The organism is Bradyrhizobium sp., assembly GCF_052389815.1.
GTDB lineage: Bacteria > Pseudomonadota > Alphaproteobacteria > Rhizobiales > Xanthobacteraceae > Bradyrhizobium.
Map to the genome: position 1 here is coordinate 84,242 of NZ_JBQTHN010000082.1, position 16,822 is coordinate 101,063.

Genomic DNA, 16,822 nt, shown 5'->3' on the forward strand with positions numbered 1-16,822 from the left:
ACCGCTGAGGACTATCCTTGCGGTGATTTGCCGCGAGCGGACCGCATGTTCCGGGAACACCTCCCAATCGCCTACGATGCCCCGGCCGACCTGAAGAAATGGCCGTCGCTGAACAACCAGCGCGTGACCAGCAAGACGCCCTATCTCGTGCATACCGGCACCCTGGCGGATTGCATCCGCGAGCTGCTGGCAAAGCCGATCCGGCAGATTTCGCTCTACGACATCGTCACCAGGCCCCAGCCGGCCTTCGAGGGCGGCGTGCTGTCGCCGGGCGATGCCGCCGAGATCGCGATGCGCAGGGATTTTCCCAGTAGCTAATTGTGCGCGCTGGTGGTCGCGACGTCGAACCGCGCTTTCGGTCCCGACAGCTCGCCGATGTCGGCGCTGGCGGGCGCGACGAAAGTGCGCTCCCATAGCATTCGGACGCGCCGCCATGCACCCCCCGCATTTGTTCCCGGACGGCAGACCGGCTAGCCTCCCGCAAACGACAGGGGAAACGCCGGAGTGACCGCTTCGCCGCCAAATTCAGCCCTTGACTACGACGCCATCGTCATCGGCGCCGGACTGTCCGGCATGTACCAGCTCCACCGGCTGCGCGAGCTCGGCCTGCGTGTCCGCGTGTTCGAGACCGGCACCGATGTCGGAGGCACCTGGTACTGGAACCGCTATCCCGGCGCGCGCTTCGATTCCGAAAGCTATTCCTACGGTTTTTCCTTCTCGAAAGAGCTGCTGGAGGAATGGGAATGGTCCGAGCATTTTGCCGGTCAACCGGAGACGCTGCGCTACTGCAGGTACGTCGCCGACAAATTCGATCTCCGACGCGACATCCAGTTCAGGGCCCGGGTGACCGCGGCGGTCTATGACGAGAACACGCGGAGCTGGCGGATCGCGCTGGTGGACGGCAGCGAGCATACCTGCCGTTTCCTGATCACCGCGATCGGTCCGCTCTCGACGCCGACGCTGCCGCGCATCGAAGGCCGCGACACATTCCAGGGCAAGGCCTTCCACACCGCGCGCTGGCCGAAGGAGCCGGTCGACTTCGCCGGCAAGCGCGTCGCCGTGATCGGCACCGGCGCCACAGGGGTGCAGACCATCCAGACCATTGCGAGCCAGGTCGGACATCTCACCGTATTCCAGCGCACGCCGAACTGGTGCGCGCCCCTGCACAACGGCAAGATCGACGCTGAGACGCAAGCAAGGATCAAGGCCGGCTATCCCGACATCTTCGCCCGCTGTCAGGAGACTTTTGCCTGCTTCATCCACACGCCCGATCCGCGTGGCGCATTCGAGGTCTCCGACGCCGAGCGCGAGGCGTTCTACGAAAAGCTCTATGGCGAACGTGGCTTCGGCATCTGGCAGGGCAATTTCCGCGACATACTGATCGACCGCAAGGCCAACGCCACCATCAGCGAATTCGTCGCGCGCAAGATCCGCGAGCGCGTCAAGGATCAGAAAGTAGCCGAGAAGCTGATCCCCAGGAATCACGGCTTCGGGACGCGCCGCCTGCCGCTCGAGACTTTCTATTACGAGGTCTATAATCGCGACAATGTCGAGCTCGTCGACGTCACGGAGACGCCGATCGAACGCATCACCCCTGATGGCATCAAGACCAGCGAGCGAGAGTTCGAATTCGACATCATCGTCTACGCGACCGGCTTCGACGCCATCACCGGCAGCTTCGACAGGATCGATTTCCGCGGCGCCGGCGGCGTCAAGCTCACGGACGTCTGGAAGAGCGGGCCGGAGACCTATCTCGGCCTGATGGTCCTTGGCTTTCCCAACATGGTGATGGTCATGGGGCCGCACACCGCGCTCGGCAACATCCCGCGCAGCATCGAATACAGCGTCGACTGGGTCACCGGCCTGATGCGTTTTGCGCGCGACAGGCAACTGACGCGGCTGGAAGCGACGCCGGAAGGCGTCAAGGAATGGACCGAACACGTCAAGGCGCTCGGCGTCGGCCTGCTCTCGAATGAAGTGGACTCCTGGATGACCGGCATCAACCGGAATATCGAGGGCAAGAACACCCGCATCGTCGCGCGCTACAGCGGCAGCGCCCCGGCCTATCGCGCGCGATGCGATGAGGTGGCGGCGAACAAGTATGAAGAACTCTTGCTCGCGTAGACCGGACACAAAAGTACGAAAACAACCCCATGCAAAGTAGAGTTTGAGGTATCATGATAACTCAAATTCTACTTCATCCGCGACCCCGGGTTGGGTAGAGCCACCTCTAATCGTCATTGCGAGCGAAGCGAAGCAATCCAGCTTTGCCGCACGAAGAAAGTTGGATTGCTTCGTCGCTGCGCTCCTCGCAATGACGGAAGACAGCTACCAGGCATCAATACAGGGCCGCTTTCGGCTTGTCCGCGGCTCGGCCTTCGGCACCGAGCGCAGGCCCGACATGATCCAGTGCCGGGTGTCGGCAGGGTCGATCACCTCGTCGATCTCCAGCACCGAGGCGATCGAGACCGCCTTGCCGTTGGCATAGAGCTCGGCGACCTTGGCCTTGTAATAATTCTCGCGCTCGATCGGATCTTCGATCGCCTCCATCTCCTTGCGGAAGCCGAGCCGGACATAGCCTTCCAGACCCATGCCGCCGAACTCGCCGGTCGGCCAGGCCACGGTGAAGAACGAGGCATGGAAGCCGCCGCCGATCATCGACTGCGCGCCGAGGCCGTAGCCCTTGCGCAGGACGACGGCGAACAACGGCACGGTGAGGCTCGCGCCGGTGACGAACATCCGCGCCACATGGCGCACGATCGCGGTCTTCTCGGCTTCGGGCCCGACCATGAATCCCGGCGTGTCGCACAGGGACACGATCGGGATGTCGAAGGCATCGCACAGCTGCATGAAGCGCGCCGCCTTGTCGCCGGCCGGCGCGTCGATGGCGCCGCCGAGATGCTTCGGGTTGTTGGCGATCAGCCCGAACGGCCTGCCCTCGATGCGGATGAAGGCGGTGATCATGCCGACGCCGAAGTCGCGCCTGATCTCCAGCACCGATCCCTCGTCGGCAATCAGATCGATGACGGTGCGGATGTCGTAGACGCGCAGGCGGTTCTCCGGGATCGACCGCCGCAGCAGGCGCTGGTCCGCGGCTTTCCAGTCCTTCACCGCGCCCTGGAAGTAGGACAGATACTTTTGCGCGACCGCGGTCGCCTCCTCCTCATCCTCGACGAGAATGTCGACCACGCCGTTCGGCGACTGGAACGACACCGGGCCGACTTCGGCCGGATGATAGACGCCGAGGCCGCCGCCCTCGATCATGGCGGGGCCGCCCATGCCGATCGAGGCGTTCTTGGTCGCAATGATGACGTCGCAGCAGCCGAGCATCGCGGCATTGCCGGCAAAGCAGTAGCCCGAGACGACGCCGACGACCGGCACGAGACCGGAGAGCCTTGCGAACTGCACAAAGGACGGCCCGTCGAGCCCGGTCATCCCGAGCCGATCGGTGTCGCCCGGCCGCCCGCCGCCGCCTTCGCCATAGAACACCAGCGGCAACCGCCATTGCTCCGTCAGCGTCAGCATGCGGTCGATCTTCTTGTGGTTCATGTGACCCTGCGTGCCCGCGAGCACGGTGTAGTCATAGGCAATCACCATGCAACGGGCGGCTTCGGGTCCGAACTTGTCCGCGTTCACGGTGGCAACGCCCGAGATCAGGCCGTCGGCCGGCGTGTTCTGGATCAGGTCCTCCAGCTTGCGGCGCCGCCGCTGCGCGGCGATGGCGAGCGAGCCGTACTCGATAAAGGAGCCGGGATCGACCAGCTGCGCGATGTTCTCGCGCGCGGTGCGCTGGTTGGTCTTGCGCCGCCGCTCCACCGCGCCGGGACGGTTCTCGTCGCGCGTGAACGCGTGCCGTGCGTTCAGTTCGGCAAGATCGGATCGGACGTGGTCGAGATCGACCTCGGCTTCCTCGGCAACGTCGTGCTCGTCGAGCTCGACCGGCTCGAGGAACAGGATCGCCTCGCCCTGCATCAAGGTGGTGCCCGCCCCGCTCGCGACCCGCGTCACCTTGCCGCCATGCGGCGCGTTGACGAGATGCTCCATCTTCATGGATTCCAGCACCGCGATCTGCTGGCCCGGGCGGACCAGGTCGCCCTCCGCGACGTCAACGCTGACGACGGTCCCCTGCAATGGCGCCGCCACCGGCACCGAGCCGGCTGGCGCGGCGGCGGACGCAGCGGCTTCGACCGGCGTCGATGCGGTGTGCGCTTCCTCCACCAGCAGCGTCTCGACATTCTCGGCGGCGCCGACGAGGCCGGCGATATGGGTGTCGATGAAGCCGGTGCTGATCCGGTTGGCGGCGAAATCGGGATGCGACAGGATCGCCGCAAGGAACGGGATGTTGGTGGCGACGCCGCCGATGCGGAATTCGCGCAAGGTACGGGACGCCTTCTGCACCACGTCGCGCCATTCCGCTCCGGTGGCGTGCACGATCACCTTGGCGAGCAGGGAATCGAAGGCGGCGCTGGTCCTGTAGCCGGAATAGCCGAAGGTATCGACGCGCACGCCGGGACCCGACGGCAGGTCGAACATCGAGAGCACACCGCCGGTCGGCTGGGTGGCGCCGGTCTCGTCCATGGTCTCCATGTTGACGCGCAGCTGCATGGCATAGCCGCGCGGCTTCGGCACATAGGGCTGCGCGAGGCCAAGCGAGCCGAGCGTGGCGCCGCCGGCGACCGCGAGCTGCGCCCGCACCAGGTCGATGCCGAGCACCTCCTCCGTCACGGTGTGCTCGACCTGCAGCCGCGGATTGGCTTCGATGAAGGCGAAGCGATCGTCGCTGCCGCTGGCCTCGTCGTCGACCAGGAACTCGAAGGTGCCGAGATTGTCGTATTGCGCCGCGGCGGCCAGTTGCTTGGCCGCCTCGATGATGCGCGCGCGCAGCGCCTCGCTCAGCGAGGGGCTCGGCGCACCCTCGATCCGCTTCTGGTTGCGGCGCTGGATGGTGCATTCGCGTTCCCAGAGATGGCTGATGGCGCCATGGCGGTCGCCGACGATCTGCACCTCGATGTGGCGGGCCTTGCGGATCAGCCGCTCGACATAGACCTCGCCGCTGCCGAAGGCGGCCATCGCCTCGGACTGGCAGCGCGCGTAGGCCTCGTCCAGCCTGGCGGGATCGTCGACAATACGCATGCCGCGTCCGCCGCCGCCCGCAATCGCCTTGATCATGACCGCGCCACGCGCGGCGAGGAAAGCGCGAGCCTCCTCCAGCGCGGTCGGGCCTTCCGTGCCGTCGATGACCGGCACACCGCAGCTCTTGGCGAGCGCCTTGGCCTTGGCCTTGTCGCCGAACAGCTCCAGAGCCGCCGGCGACGGCCCGATGAAGGTGATGCCTTCCTCGGCACAGCGGTGGGCGAGCACGACGTTTTCGCTGAGAAAGCCGTAGCCGGGATGCAGCGCGTCGCAGCCGGCCGCTTTGGCCACCGATATCATCGCCTCGATATCGAGATAGGCGCGGGCGCCCCGTCCGGGAATTTCGATGCCCTCGTCGGCCGTGCGCACGTGCAGCGAAGCCGCATCGTCGGCGGGAAAGATCGCGACCGACGCAAGGCCCGCCTCATCAGCGGCGCGCGCGATGCGGATGGCGATCTCGCCGCGATTGGCGATAAGGAGCTTCTTGAAAGGCATTGGTCGTTCCGTCCCGGACTCGGCGTCCCCGAGCACGATGCGTGAGGGAATTACCGGGGGTATTGAATGCCAGCGAGGGCACCGGAATGGCAAGCCCCCATGCGCAGTATCTCGGTTGACCCGGCGGCTCGTCCCTTGCTGTTATGGGGCAAAACAGGCACCGGGCAGGAAACATGAGCAATCAAGCCATCGTCAAAAGCGTCGAAACCCTTTCCTGCGATGCCGGCTGGCGGAATTATCACTTCGTCAAGATCGTCACCGAGGACGGCATCGTCGGCTGGAGCGAGTTCGACGAGGGGTTCGGCGCGCCGGGGGTCACGGCCGCGATCGAGCGGCTTTCGGCGCGCGTCGTCGGCAAAAACGCCTTCCAGCACGAGCGCATCTATGCCGAGCTGTTCGCTGCAACGCGTCCGGCCGCCGGCGGCGTGGTGGCGCTGGCGCTGGGCGCCATCGAGAACGCGCTGCTCGACGTCAAGGCCAAGGCGCTGGGCGTGCCCTGCTACGAGCTGCTCGGCGGCAAGATCCGCGACCGCGTCCGCGTGTACTGGTCGCATTGCGCGACCTGGCGCATCAATCATCCCGACTGGTACAAGCCGCCGATCACCAGCCTCGACGGCGTCAAGGCCATCGGTTACGAGGTGCGCGAGAAAGGATTTACCGCGCTCAAGACCAATATCTTCGTCTATGAGGGCGGGAGGCCTTCGGGCTGGCGGCCCGGTTTCGGCTCGCCGTTCGAGCCGGAGATCAATGTCGACCGCAACGTGCTGCGCAATCTCTGCATGCACCTGGAAGCGATCCGCGACGGCGCCGGCCCCGACGTCGACCTGCTGCTCGACCTCAACTTCAACGCCAAGACCGAAGGCTACCTGAAGATCCTGCGCGCCATCGAGGAGATGGACATGTTCTGGGTCGAGATCGACACCTTCAATCCCGAAGCGCTCGGCTATATCCGCCGCCAGAGCCGGCACCCCATCTCATCCTGCGAGACGCTGCTGGGCCTGCGTGAGTTCCTGCCCTATTTCCGCGAGCAGGCCATGGACGTCGCGATCATCGACACGCCCTGGAACGGGGTGTGGCAGTCGATGAAGATCGCGGCTGCCGCCGAGCATTACGAGGTGAACGTCGCCCCGCATAATTTCTACGGCCATCTCTGCAGCATGATGAACGCGCATTTCTGCGCGGCGGTGCCGAACTTGCGCATCATGGAGACGGATATCGATCGGCTGGCCTGGGACCACGAGCTGTTCACGCATGTGCCGGAATATGTCGACGGGCATCTGATCATCCCGGATCGCCCCGGCTGGGGCACCGAGCCCAACGAGGAAGGCCTGCGCGCGCATCCGGCGAAGAGCAAGGGCGGGCTGTTGAATTACGGGCAGAAGAAATAGCGGCGTTGATTCGCTGCTGCCGAGTGCGATAAGGTCTCTCCATGAATGGGGACATAATTGCCGCGATGCTTGCACCGCTCACGTTCTTTGAGGAGCGGTGCGAGGACAAAGAAACACTTCGAAAGCTAATGGCGCTGGCAAATGAAAAGTCCCGCCGCAAGCAGGCCCATGCCCTGTTCTCCGAGATTAGAAAAAAAACGCTAGCGGCAGGAAGGCGCAATGATCAGCTAGCTGTAGCTCAATATGCCTTTGAAGAAATTTGCGCCAAGACGCTTTACAACTTAACGGGCGAACCGGCGCCTTTCGATTCCGACTCTCCATTTTGGGTCTTGCCGCGCGCGCTTGAACTCGGGCGAATGCTCGGCATCACGGACGCTGGCGAAATAAGCCTCTGTTGCGAACCAAGTAGGTCCGCTGTTGGAAGCCTTGCCTCGCTTCGCATGCCCCTCTCTCGCGGCGACACTTATATTCTCCCCTCTTGTCCATCGAAGCCTTGGGCGGAGGCGGATGCAGGAGAAGCTGGCGCACGCAGCGTGCCGGACGAGAGGTCAGCATCCGCGGATAGAGACTCGCACCCGCCATCCGCACCCTTAAGCTTTCTCCGCCCCCGGTGATGCTCATTTCGCGACGGAACCGCCCAAACAAAAAGACGTCCGGCGTTCTGTCTCGGCATCAAGTGAGCGTGAGACGTGAGGCAATTCACACTTGAAAATCGCGAGTTGATCTAAGGCCGTCGCAAACCCGGCTTTTCGGAGACGAGCGATGCCATTATCATCCAACAGCCAAATCCATTGGCGGGGAATAGGCACCACCGTGGCGGTCGAACTCCTCATCTTGCTCGCACTTGCGTTAGCCGTCGTTAGTTACGTGGAATGGTCATCGAAAGCTAACGTAGCCAAGTTTATGAGGGCGACTGAATCATCGGCATCTGATCCGAACCATTCCGACGAATCTCCAGCTCAGAGTCAGTCCCTCAAGGACCGAACGGGCTGCCCCCTGGGCAAGAGATCGCCACCAACTCAACTAATGCCCTTGCCGTAATCTACACCTTCAGACCAATTCGGTGTTGTGCGCTTACCGCGCTCATCGTCCGCGACGGGACGACTTCATCCGCGGCCGACGAGCTCGACCGGAGCACGGTAGAGTTCGTTGCAGTCTCCGTCGGTAACGCGCACGGCACATCCCTTGGAACACAGCTCGGGACAAACCATGCACAGCTCGTTCGCGAGGCTATCAGCTTTTTCGATCGCGTTTTCTGTGTTTTCCAGGATCATGGCGCCCTGGCTTCTGAACTCCGCGCCGATGACAAGATCAAAATTGAAGTATGGCATTGGAGCCCCTCCCAAGTTCCAACCGCACGGAATCTAACCTGAGTCCCGTTGGTTCCCCATTACATCTCTGCTTTAACAGCTGATTATGGCCGCCTGTTGCGTTTCGGTATCGCGACCGCACCATCGCGTGCACACCAGTCGATGAGACCCCTGCGGGTCGCTTGAGAGTCGTTTTCGTCTCGACACAGCGCCGACCACTTTTCAGGCGATTGCCAGCACAAGCAGTGTGGGATTCGTGCTTGATCCCAAGCGTCCCATTCACCGACTGGACGAAGTTTCACTTAAGCTGGTTGGCAAGTGGCCGGACAATGTATCCCGTTAGGCATAAGAAATGACCAGAAAACAACAGTCTTGCTCAAAGCAGAAGGCTGCTCACGAAATGGGATTCCATTTTCTTCGGAATGTGGCCTGATTGATTGCCGGAAAGTTAGTGTGATTCGCGGATGCTGGAATTAGTGACAGTCCATAACGGAGGCTGCCATGAAAGCGTTCGGTTATGTCCTGACGACGTTCGGTACTCTTCTTCTGCTTTCCGTTCGCGCTGATGCGCACGATGCGTCGATGCCGCATCACGAATGGTTCAACAAGCAGGAAATGAACCCGGCTGCACAGCGTCGACTCGGTGTTCCCTACAAGTCCTGCTGCGACAACGGCGACGTATTCAAGACGCGCTTCAGGGTTGGTGAAGATCGCTCTGACCAGTGGCAATACCTGAAGGATGGCGAGTGGAGGATCATCCCACCCGACATCATAAAGGAAAGCGATACGCCCGATCGTACGCCGGTCCTGTTCATCAACAGATCCACGGGACAGGAGCTTTGCTTCTTCGTACCGCAAGGAGGCCTATGATGAATGGCCTGGATCCGATACCCCATCTAAGAATCTCGAAGAAGCCGCCAAGCTCCAAATTTGGATGCCCGGTTTGTAAGACCTGCTTCGCTGCCAAAGACGGTTATATCTTCTTGACTCACTGGTACTCGGAAAACGATTGCGGCGAGCGCGAACGGCAGTCTGGCTATCTCTGCTTCGATAAACTCACGTGCATACTCTGTTTTGTGAACGACGAGGAATCGGGACACTGTTGAGGTGATGGGTAGTAGCTGGGGCAGGGATCGACGCGATCCGAGCTCTCCCCGCGAAAGAGCAGCTAGAGGTGAACCGGGGGGCCATCCCGCCTTAACGTAATACAATGTCCAACCATCCGAGCGCGTTGACGCTGACGCGATCGCCGGTGTCGACCAGCACCGTCGTGGTCTCCGCCTCGATGATCGCCGGTCCCTCCAGCGAATGGCCGGGCTCCAGCTTGCCGAAAGCGTAGACCGGGATTTCGCGCCAGCCGCCGAAATACGCCTTGCGCGTCCCTATCGGCTTGCAGGCTGACGCCTGCGCTACGGCCTTCGCGCCCTCCCCCCGCTGCGACACTTCGCCGACGGCGGCGACGCGGGCGTTGACGAATACGACTTCCTGGCCTGGTGAGGAATAGGTGTAGAGCTCTTCGTGGCGGCGGTGGAAGCGGTCCTCGATCGCATCCACCAGCGTCGGCGAATTCCAGTCGAGGCCGTCGAGCGAGACGTCGATCTCGAAAATCTGCTCGCCATAGCGCATTTCGGCGGAACGCTCGATGCGGATTGGCCCGTTGAACCAGGACCGCAGCCGGCCCTCCGCCTGCTTCTCCAGCTCGCCGAACAGCGTGCGCACTTCGTCTGCGGTGACGCGGCCGCCCGCGCCGTAATGGGTGCGGCTGACTTCATAGCGGAGATCGGAGGTCAGCATGCCCCAGGCCGACAGCACCGAGGCGACCGTCGGCACGATGATGCGCTTGATCTCGAGCTCGCGCGCGACCTCGGCCGCGTGCAGGCCTGCGGCGCCGCCGAAACTGAGCAGCGCAAATTTGCGGGGATCGACGCCGCGGCGCAGCGTCATGAGGCGGATGCCGTCGGCCATGTTCAAATTGATCATGCGGTAGATGCCGGTCGCAGCTTCCAGCCGCGACAAGCCCAGCGCGGCGGCGACTCGGTCGACGGCCGCTTCCGCAGCTGCGCGATCAAGCGGGCGCGCGCCGCCCATGAAGGCGGAGGCGTCGAGATAGCCGAGCACGACATTGGCGTCGGTCACCGTCGCGGCCGTGCCGCCATTGCCATAGCAGGCCGGCCCCGGCACCGATCCCGCGCTTTCCGGCCCGACACGCAGGGTGCCGCTGCCGTCGACGCTGGCAATCGAGCCGCCGCCGGCGGCGATGCTGGCGATATCGAGGCTGCGCAAAGCAATGCGCTGCCCGGCCAGCATACCGTCGGCCGACAGCGAGGCATGTCCTTCCGCGATCAGCGAGATGTCCGTCGAGGTGCCGCCCATGTCGAAGGGCACGAGATCGGCGATGCCGACCAGATCGGCACAGCGGCGGCCGCCGGAGACGCCGCCCGCGGGGCCGGACAACACCGTGCCGGCGGCGAGGCGCGCGGCCTCCTCCACCGGCGCCATGCCGCCATGCGACAGCACAATGAAGAGACTGCCCTTGAAGCCGGCCTCGATCAGCCGCTTTTCCAGATTGGTGAGATAGCGGCGCACCACCGGCTCGACATAAGCGTTCACGACAGTGGTGGAGACGCGCTCATATTCCTTGATCTGCGGCAGCACGTCGCTGGAGCGCGACACCGTGACGTCGGGCATCGCCGTGCGCAATCGCTCGACCGCAGCGAGCTCATGCGCGGGGTTGAGATAGGCGTGCAGGAAACACACGGCGATCGAATTGGCACCTGACTTCTTCGCTGCATCGATCGCCTGGTCGAGCGAGCGCGCATCGAGCGGGATCGCGGCGCTGCCGTCGGCTTTCAGACGCTCGCGCACGCCGAGCCGGCGCTCGCGCGGCACCAATGGCTCCGGCGGCGGCGAGCGGAGGTCGTAGCGATCCGGCTTCAGGCCTTCGCGCATTTCGAGAACGTCGCGATGGCCTTCGGTCGTCAGCAGCGCGACCTTGGCGCCCTTGCGCTCCAGGAGCGCATTGGTCGCCACCGTCGTGCCGTGCACGAGGCGATCCGTCTTCACCAGCATTTCCGCACGCGTGACCCCGAGCCGCCGCGCCAGCTCCTCCAGCCCGGCCATGACGCCGAGCGACTGGTCCGAAGGCGTCGACGGCGATTTTGCAAATACCGTGCGCCCGCTCTCATCTGACGCGACGAGGTCCGTATAGGTGCCGCCGACGTCTACCCCGATCGTGTACATGCTCAGGCCTTCAGCTCCGCCGAAAGATCGGCCGTCAGGCCCTGCTCTGCATCGTGCTGGCGCGCCTCCGCCGTGCGCTTTTCCGGCGGTCCCCAGCCGCCGCCGCCGGAGGAGCGTATCTCCAGGCAATCGCCGGGATGAAGCTCGATGCCGACTTCCTTGGTGCGCAGCTCGCGCGGCGGGCGGCCCTCCGACAACAGGCGATAGCGATGCGGCGCGCCGTCCTTGCCCCCCAGCATGCCGCAGGGCCCGTGGCGCGTGCCCTCGCCCGCAGTGTTGCCGAGCGCGGGCTTTTCGGTCTCCAGCACCATGTCGAGCGAAACGCCGAGCCCGCCGCGGAACTGCCCGTCGCCGCCGGAGCCCGGGCGGAATTCGTGGTGGCGGAAGAGAAACGGAAAGCGCACCTCGGCGACCTCGATGCTGCCGAATTTCAGGCCGCCGACCGTGTGCCACTCGCCGATCGACGAGTAGCCGTCGCCGCCGGACGATGCGCCGCCGCCGGGACGCGCCTGGAACATGTGCCAGATGAAATTGCGGCCGGTGCGCGGATTCTCGCCCTGGATGGCGATGCGGAAGCGGCGGCTCCAGCCCGCCATGGCGCGCTCCGGGCATGAGGCCGACAGCGCCTTGACGATGGCTTCGACGATCTCGTTGGAGGGATGGCTGGTGCACAGCGTCACCGGCCGGCCCGGATCGGCCCACACGATGGTGCCCTGCTTTGCAATCACCTTGAGGGGCCGCAGCGCGCCGTCGTTCTTGGGGATGTCTGGGTCGATCAGATAGGCGAATGCCATCGCGACCGCCGCCTGCATGTTGGCGTGCGAGGAGTTGACGAAGGCAGTCGACTGCGGGTCGGAATCCGACAAGTCGACCTCAACGTCGCTGCCCTTCTTGGTCACCTTCGCCGCGATGCGGATGTCGCTGCGGCCATGGCCGTCGTCGTCGAGAAAGGCTTCGCCTTGGAACACGCCGTCCTTCCAGGTCGAGACCACGGCGCGGGCCTGCTGCTCGGCGGCATCGAGAATGGCCTCGATGGCCGCCTCCACGACAGGCGCGCCGAATTCCGCAAACAGCCGCGACAGCCGCCGCTCGCCGAGATGCGCCGCGCCCAGCATGGCCGCAAGGTCGCCGCGGAATTCGCGGGGGTTGCGGATATTGAGCGCGAGTAGGTCGAGCAGGTCCTCGCGCGGCTTGCCCGCCTCATAAAGCTTGATCGGCGGGACGCGGATCCCCTCCTGATAGATTTCGGTGGCCGCCGGATTATACGCGCCGTGGGTGGCGCCGCCGATGTCGCTCTGGTGCGCGCGCACGACGGTCCAGAGCAGGCGTTTTCCGCCGTCGAAGATCGGCACGAAGGCGGTGAGGTCGGGAAGATGGCTGCCGCCGTGATAGGGATCATTGAGCAGGATGACGTCGCCCGGCGCGATATCCTCAAAACGCTCCTCCACCGCCAGCGTCGCCCAGGGCAGCGCGCCGACATGGACGGGAATGTGCTCGGCCTGCGCGATCAGCCGGCAGCGCGTGTCGGTGATGGCGAGGGAAAAATCGCGGCTGGAATTGAGGATTTGGGAATAGGAGGTGCGAAGCATCGCCTCGCCCATTTCCTTCACGATCGAGCCGAGCCGGTGCTGGACCACGGATCGCGTGATGGGATCGATCTTTTGAGGCATTCGGGGCCGCGTTCCGATTGTTGCGCTTGTCCGGGATCTTCGCTGCTATCGCGTCCCTGTTCTGCCAGCATCTGCCGCCTTGCGCAAATCACTGAGCATCGCCAGCCCCTTACCGGCAATATTTCGCCGGATTTCCGCATGGCACCTGACCTCCCGATGTGGCAAAACCCACGGCAATTTCCTGCCCACTTGCGAGACCGCTCATATGCCAGCACCCAAGCCGCCTGCCTTCGAAACCCTGAGCCTGCATGCGGGCCAGCACCCCGATCCCGCGACCGGCGCGCGCGCGGTGCCGATCTACCAGACGACGTCCTACGTCTTCCAGGATTCCGATCACGCCGCGGCGCTGTTCAACCTGGAGCGCGCCGGCCACATCTATACCCGCATCTCCAACCCCACCACCGCGGTGCTCGAGGAGCGGCTGTCGGCGCTGGAGAACGGCGTCGGTGCGGTGTGCACCGCGAGCGGCATGGCGGCGATGCACCTCGGCATCGCCACGCTGATGAACGCCGGCGACCACATCGTGGCCTCCGCCTCGCTCTATGGCGGCACCATCAACCTCCTGGCGCATACCCTGCCCCGTTTCGGCATCACCACGACGTTCGTCAAGCCGCGCGCGCTGGACGAGTTCCGCGCCGCGATCCGGCCGAACACACGGCTCGTCATTGCCGAAACCATCGGCAATCCCGGCCTGGAAGTTCTGGATATCCCCGCGGTGGCGCAAATCGCGCATGACGCGAAAATCCCGCTATTGATCGACAACACCTTTGCCACGCCCTATCTCAGCAAGCCGATCGAGCACGGCGCCGACCTCGTGATGCATTCCGCCACCAAATGGATCGGCGGCCATGGCATCGCCATCGGCGGCGTTCTGATCGACGGCGGCCGCTTCGACTGGCACGCGTCCGGCAAATTCCCGCAGATGACCGAGCCCTATGCCGGCTATCACGGCATCGTCTTCGACGAGCAATTCGGCCAAGCGGCCTTCATCATGCGGGCGCGCACGGAAGGATTGCGCGATTTCGGCGCGTGCCTGTCGCCGACCAACGCCTTCCACCTGCTGCAGGGCGTGGAAACGCTGGGGGTGCGCATGGAACGCCATATGGCGAACACGCTAGCCGTGCTGCAATTCCTGAAATCAAACAAGGGCGTCGCGTGGGTGCTGCATCCGGCGCTGGAAGATCATCCGGATCATCTGCTGGCCAAGCAGCTGCTGCCGCATGGCGCCGGCTCCATCGTCAGCTTCGGCATCAAGGGCGGAAGGCCGGCGGGCAAGAAGTTCATCGAGTCCCTGCGCATGATCAGTCATCTCGCCAACGTCGGGGACGCCAAGACGCTGGTGATCCATCCCGCCTCTACCACGCACCAGCAGATGGACGCGGCGCAGCTCAAGGCCGCCGGCGTCGGCGAGGAGCTGGTGCGGCTCTCGGTCGGCATCGAGAATGCCCAGGACATCATCGACGATCTCGGACAGGCGCTGCGCGCCTCGCAAAGGGTTTGAGCCATGCAGCTATCGGTCAATGGAAACGATGTGTTCGTCGCGACCGGCGGCAAGCCGTTCGATCCGTCCCTGCCCGCTGTCGTGATGATCCACGGCGCCGGCTTCGACCACTCGACCTGGGCGCTGCACAGCCGCTGGTTCGCCCATCACGGCTATTCCGTGCTGGCGCCTGATCTCCCCGGCCATGGCCGCTCCGGCGGGAAGCCGCTGCCGACCATACCAGACATGGCGGACTGGATCGCAGCCCTGCTCGATGCCGCCAAGGCGCCGAAGGCCAGGCTCGTCGGCCATTCCATGGGCTCGCTGATTTCGCTGGAGACCGCGGCGCGGCATCCGGCCAGGGTTTCAGGCCTCAGCCTGATCGGCACCGCCGCGACCATGACGGTCGGTCCGGACCTCCTCAAGGCCGCCGAGGCCAACGACCCCGCCGCCATCGACATGGTCTCGATCTGGGGCCTCGGCTTCAAGGCCGAGCTCGGCGGCAGCCTCGCGCCGGGCCTGTGGATGCACAGCGGCGCGCAGCGCGTGCTGCAGAATTGCCGCCCGGGCGTGCTGTTCAACGACCTCGCGGCCTGCAATGCCTACCAGAATGCGCTGACCGCGGCGGCTGGCATCGCGGTGCCGACCACCGTCATTGTCGGCGAGCGCGACATGATGACCCCGGCCAAAGCGGGCAAGGCGCTGGCATCAGCGGTGCCGAATTCGCGCACCGTGATTCTACCTGGCGCGGGGCACATGATGATGGCGGAGCGGCCCGATGAATTGCTGGAGGCACTGAAGAACTGACCGCTGGTCCCCACCGTCATTGCGAGGAGCGACAGCGACGAAGCAATCCACCTTTCTCTATTCTCTATGCGGCAACATGGATTGCTTCGCTTCGCTCGCAATGACGCCCGATCTCAAACAAAAGGAAACAACATGCAGATCACGATGAAGGATCGCGTGGCCGTCGTCACCGGCGGCAGCAAGGGCATCGGCATTGCGGTGGCGCGCCGCTTTGCCGAGTCGGGTGCGAAAGTCGCGATCCTCGCGCGTGGCGCGGCCGACCTGAAGGCAGCGCGTGAAGCGCTCGCGAAGGACGGCCTTCAGGTTCACGATTACGTTTGCGACGTCTCGAAAGCGTCAGATATTTCCGCAACCTACGAGCGGATCGTGAAGGCCCACGGCAAGGTCGATATCCTCGTCAACAATGCCGGCACCTCGCGCGCAATGCCGTTCGAGAGCGTCACCGATGCAATCTGGCAGGAAGACCTCGAGCTGAAGCTGTTTGCGGCAATCCGCCTGTCGCGGCTGGTCTGGCCCGGCATGAAGGAGCGCAAATGGGGCCGTATCGTCAACGTGCTCAACATCGGCGCCAAGGCGCCGGCCGCTGCTTCCACACCCACCTCGGTCTCGCGCGCGGCCGGGATGGCGCTGACCAAGGCGATGGCGAACGAAGGCGCCGCACACAACATCCTGGTCAATGCGATGCTGGTCGGCCTGATCGTCAGCGATCAATGGGTGCAGCGGCACGCCAAGACGGCGCCGGAGACGGATTTCGAGGCGTTCACCCGCGATCTCGCCAAGGCCGTCCCGCTGGGGCGGATGGGCACGGCGGAGGAGTTCGCCAACCTCGCCTGCCTGCTGGCGTCGGACCAGGGATCCTACATCACCGGCACCGCCATCAATGTCGATGGCGGCCGATCGCCGGTGGTCTGAGCCAGCACCTCGCGGGACTGCTCAAGCAAAAAGACCCCCGTCGCCGGGGGCCTTTTCGTTATCAGGCGACTGCGTCCTTGGCGGCCTTGACCGGGCGGGCCCTGACGATCTTCCGGGCCGGCTTGGCCTTGAACATCATCTCCTCGCCCGTGAAGGGGTTGGTGCCCTTGCGCGCCTTGGTCGCGGGCTTCTTGATCACGACGAACTTGGCGAAGCCCGGCACCAGGAAGAGGCCGTTCTTCTTGAGCTCCTTGTGACCGACGTCCACCAGCGAATCCATCACATTCTTGACGTCACGCTTGGAGAGCTCGGTGGAGGTCGCGATCTTTTCGATCAGCTGCGACTTAGACAGTTGGGTGGCCATGATTGCTCCATTGATTCTGGAAA

The 16,822-nt window shown here is 64.1% G+C and carries 12 protein-coding genes; 7 read left to right on the forward strand and 5 right to left on the reverse strand.

What is annotated here, in order from left to right; all coding sequences use genetic code 11:
• The first annotated feature begins 45 nt into the window (after positions 1 to 45).
• Positions 46 to 318 (forward strand): hypothetical protein, encoded by a 273-nt coding sequence (locus ACT4OC_RS14510; protein ID WP_444839681.1) that lies wholly within the window; start codon positions 46 to 48, stop codon positions 316 to 318.
• 186 nt (positions 319 to 504) lie between these two features.
• Positions 505 to 2,124: a flavin-containing monooxygenase gene (locus ACT4OC_RS14515; protein WP_444839682.1), complete on the forward strand. Its 1,620-nt coding sequence runs from the start codon at positions 505 to 507 to the stop codon at positions 2,122 to 2,124.
• Between the two features lie 204 nt (positions 2,125 to 2,328).
• On the opposite strand, the gene ACT4OC_RS14520 is transcribed toward ACT4OC_RS14515, so the two are convergent.
• Entirely contained in the window at positions 2,329 to 5,628 is a 3,300-nt protein-coding gene (locus tag ACT4OC_RS14520; RefSeq protein ID WP_444839683.1) for a carboxyl transferase domain-containing protein, read from the reverse strand.
• A 173-nt stretch (positions 5,629 to 5,801) separates the two neighbouring features.
• Here ACT4OC_RS14520 and ACT4OC_RS14525 point away from each other — a divergent pair, with 173 nt between their 5' ends.
• Positions 5,802 to 7,016, forward strand: coding sequence for a mandelate racemase/muconate lactonizing enzyme family protein (locus tag ACT4OC_RS14525; RefSeq protein WP_444839684.1), 1,215 nt, complete (start codon positions 5,802 to 5,804; stop codon positions 7,014 to 7,016).
• 1,106 nt (positions 7,017 to 8,122) lie between these two features.
• Here ACT4OC_RS14525 and ACT4OC_RS14530 read toward each other — a convergent pair.
• A complete protein-coding gene (locus ACT4OC_RS14530; RefSeq protein ID WP_444839685.1) occupies positions 8,123 to 8,347 on the reverse strand; it encodes a hypothetical protein in 225 nt (74 codons plus the stop codon).
• 480 nt (positions 8,348 to 8,827) lie between these two features.
• On the opposite strand from ACT4OC_RS14530, the gene ACT4OC_RS14535 reads away from it, so the two are divergent.
• Positions 8,828 to 9,196: a hypothetical protein gene (locus tag ACT4OC_RS14535; protein WP_444839686.1), complete on the forward strand. Its 369-nt coding sequence runs from the start codon at positions 8,828 to 8,830 to the stop codon at positions 9,194 to 9,196.
• Between the two features lie 327 nt (positions 9,197 to 9,523).
• Here the strand turns inward: ACT4OC_RS14535 and ACT4OC_RS14540 are convergent, their stop codons facing one another.
• A complete protein-coding gene (locus tag ACT4OC_RS14540; protein WP_444839687.1) occupies positions 9,524 to 11,566 on the reverse strand; it encodes a hydantoinase/oxoprolinase family protein in 2,043 nt (680 codons plus the stop codon).
• 2 nt (positions 11,567 to 11,568) lie between these two features.
• Positions 11,569 to 13,236 (reverse strand): hydantoinase B/oxoprolinase family protein, encoded by a 1,668-nt coding sequence (locus tag ACT4OC_RS14545; protein ID WP_444839688.1) that lies wholly within the window; start codon positions 13,234 to 13,236, stop codon positions 11,569 to 11,571.
• A gap of 205 nt (positions 13,237 to 13,441) precedes the next feature.
• On the opposite strand from ACT4OC_RS14545, the gene ACT4OC_RS14550 reads away from it, so the two are divergent.
• From ACT4OC_RS14550 to ACT4OC_RS14560, 3 genes are all read left to right on the forward strand, one after another.
• Positions 13,442 to 14,737: an O-acetylhomoserine aminocarboxypropyltransferase gene (locus tag ACT4OC_RS14550; protein WP_444839689.1), complete on the forward strand. Its 1,296-nt coding sequence runs from the start codon at positions 13,442 to 13,444 to the stop codon at positions 14,735 to 14,737.
• A 3-nt stretch (positions 14,738 to 14,740) separates the two neighbouring features.
• A complete protein-coding gene (locus ACT4OC_RS14555; RefSeq protein WP_444839690.1) occupies positions 14,741 to 15,523 on the forward strand; it encodes an alpha/beta fold hydrolase in 783 nt (260 codons plus the stop codon).
• A 132-nt stretch (positions 15,524 to 15,655) separates the two neighbouring features.
• A complete protein-coding gene (locus tag ACT4OC_RS14560; RefSeq protein WP_444839691.1) occupies positions 15,656 to 16,435 on the forward strand; it encodes an SDR family oxidoreductase in 780 nt (259 codons plus the stop codon).
• Between the two features lie 61 nt (positions 16,436 to 16,496).
• Here ACT4OC_RS14560 and ACT4OC_RS14565 read toward each other — a convergent pair whose 3' ends face one another.
• Positions 16,497 to 16,799, reverse strand: coding sequence for an HU family DNA-binding protein (locus ACT4OC_RS14565; RefSeq protein ID WP_444839692.1), 303 nt, complete (start codon positions 16,797 to 16,799; stop codon positions 16,497 to 16,499).
• Positions 16,800 to 16,822: the final 23 nt, after the last annotated feature.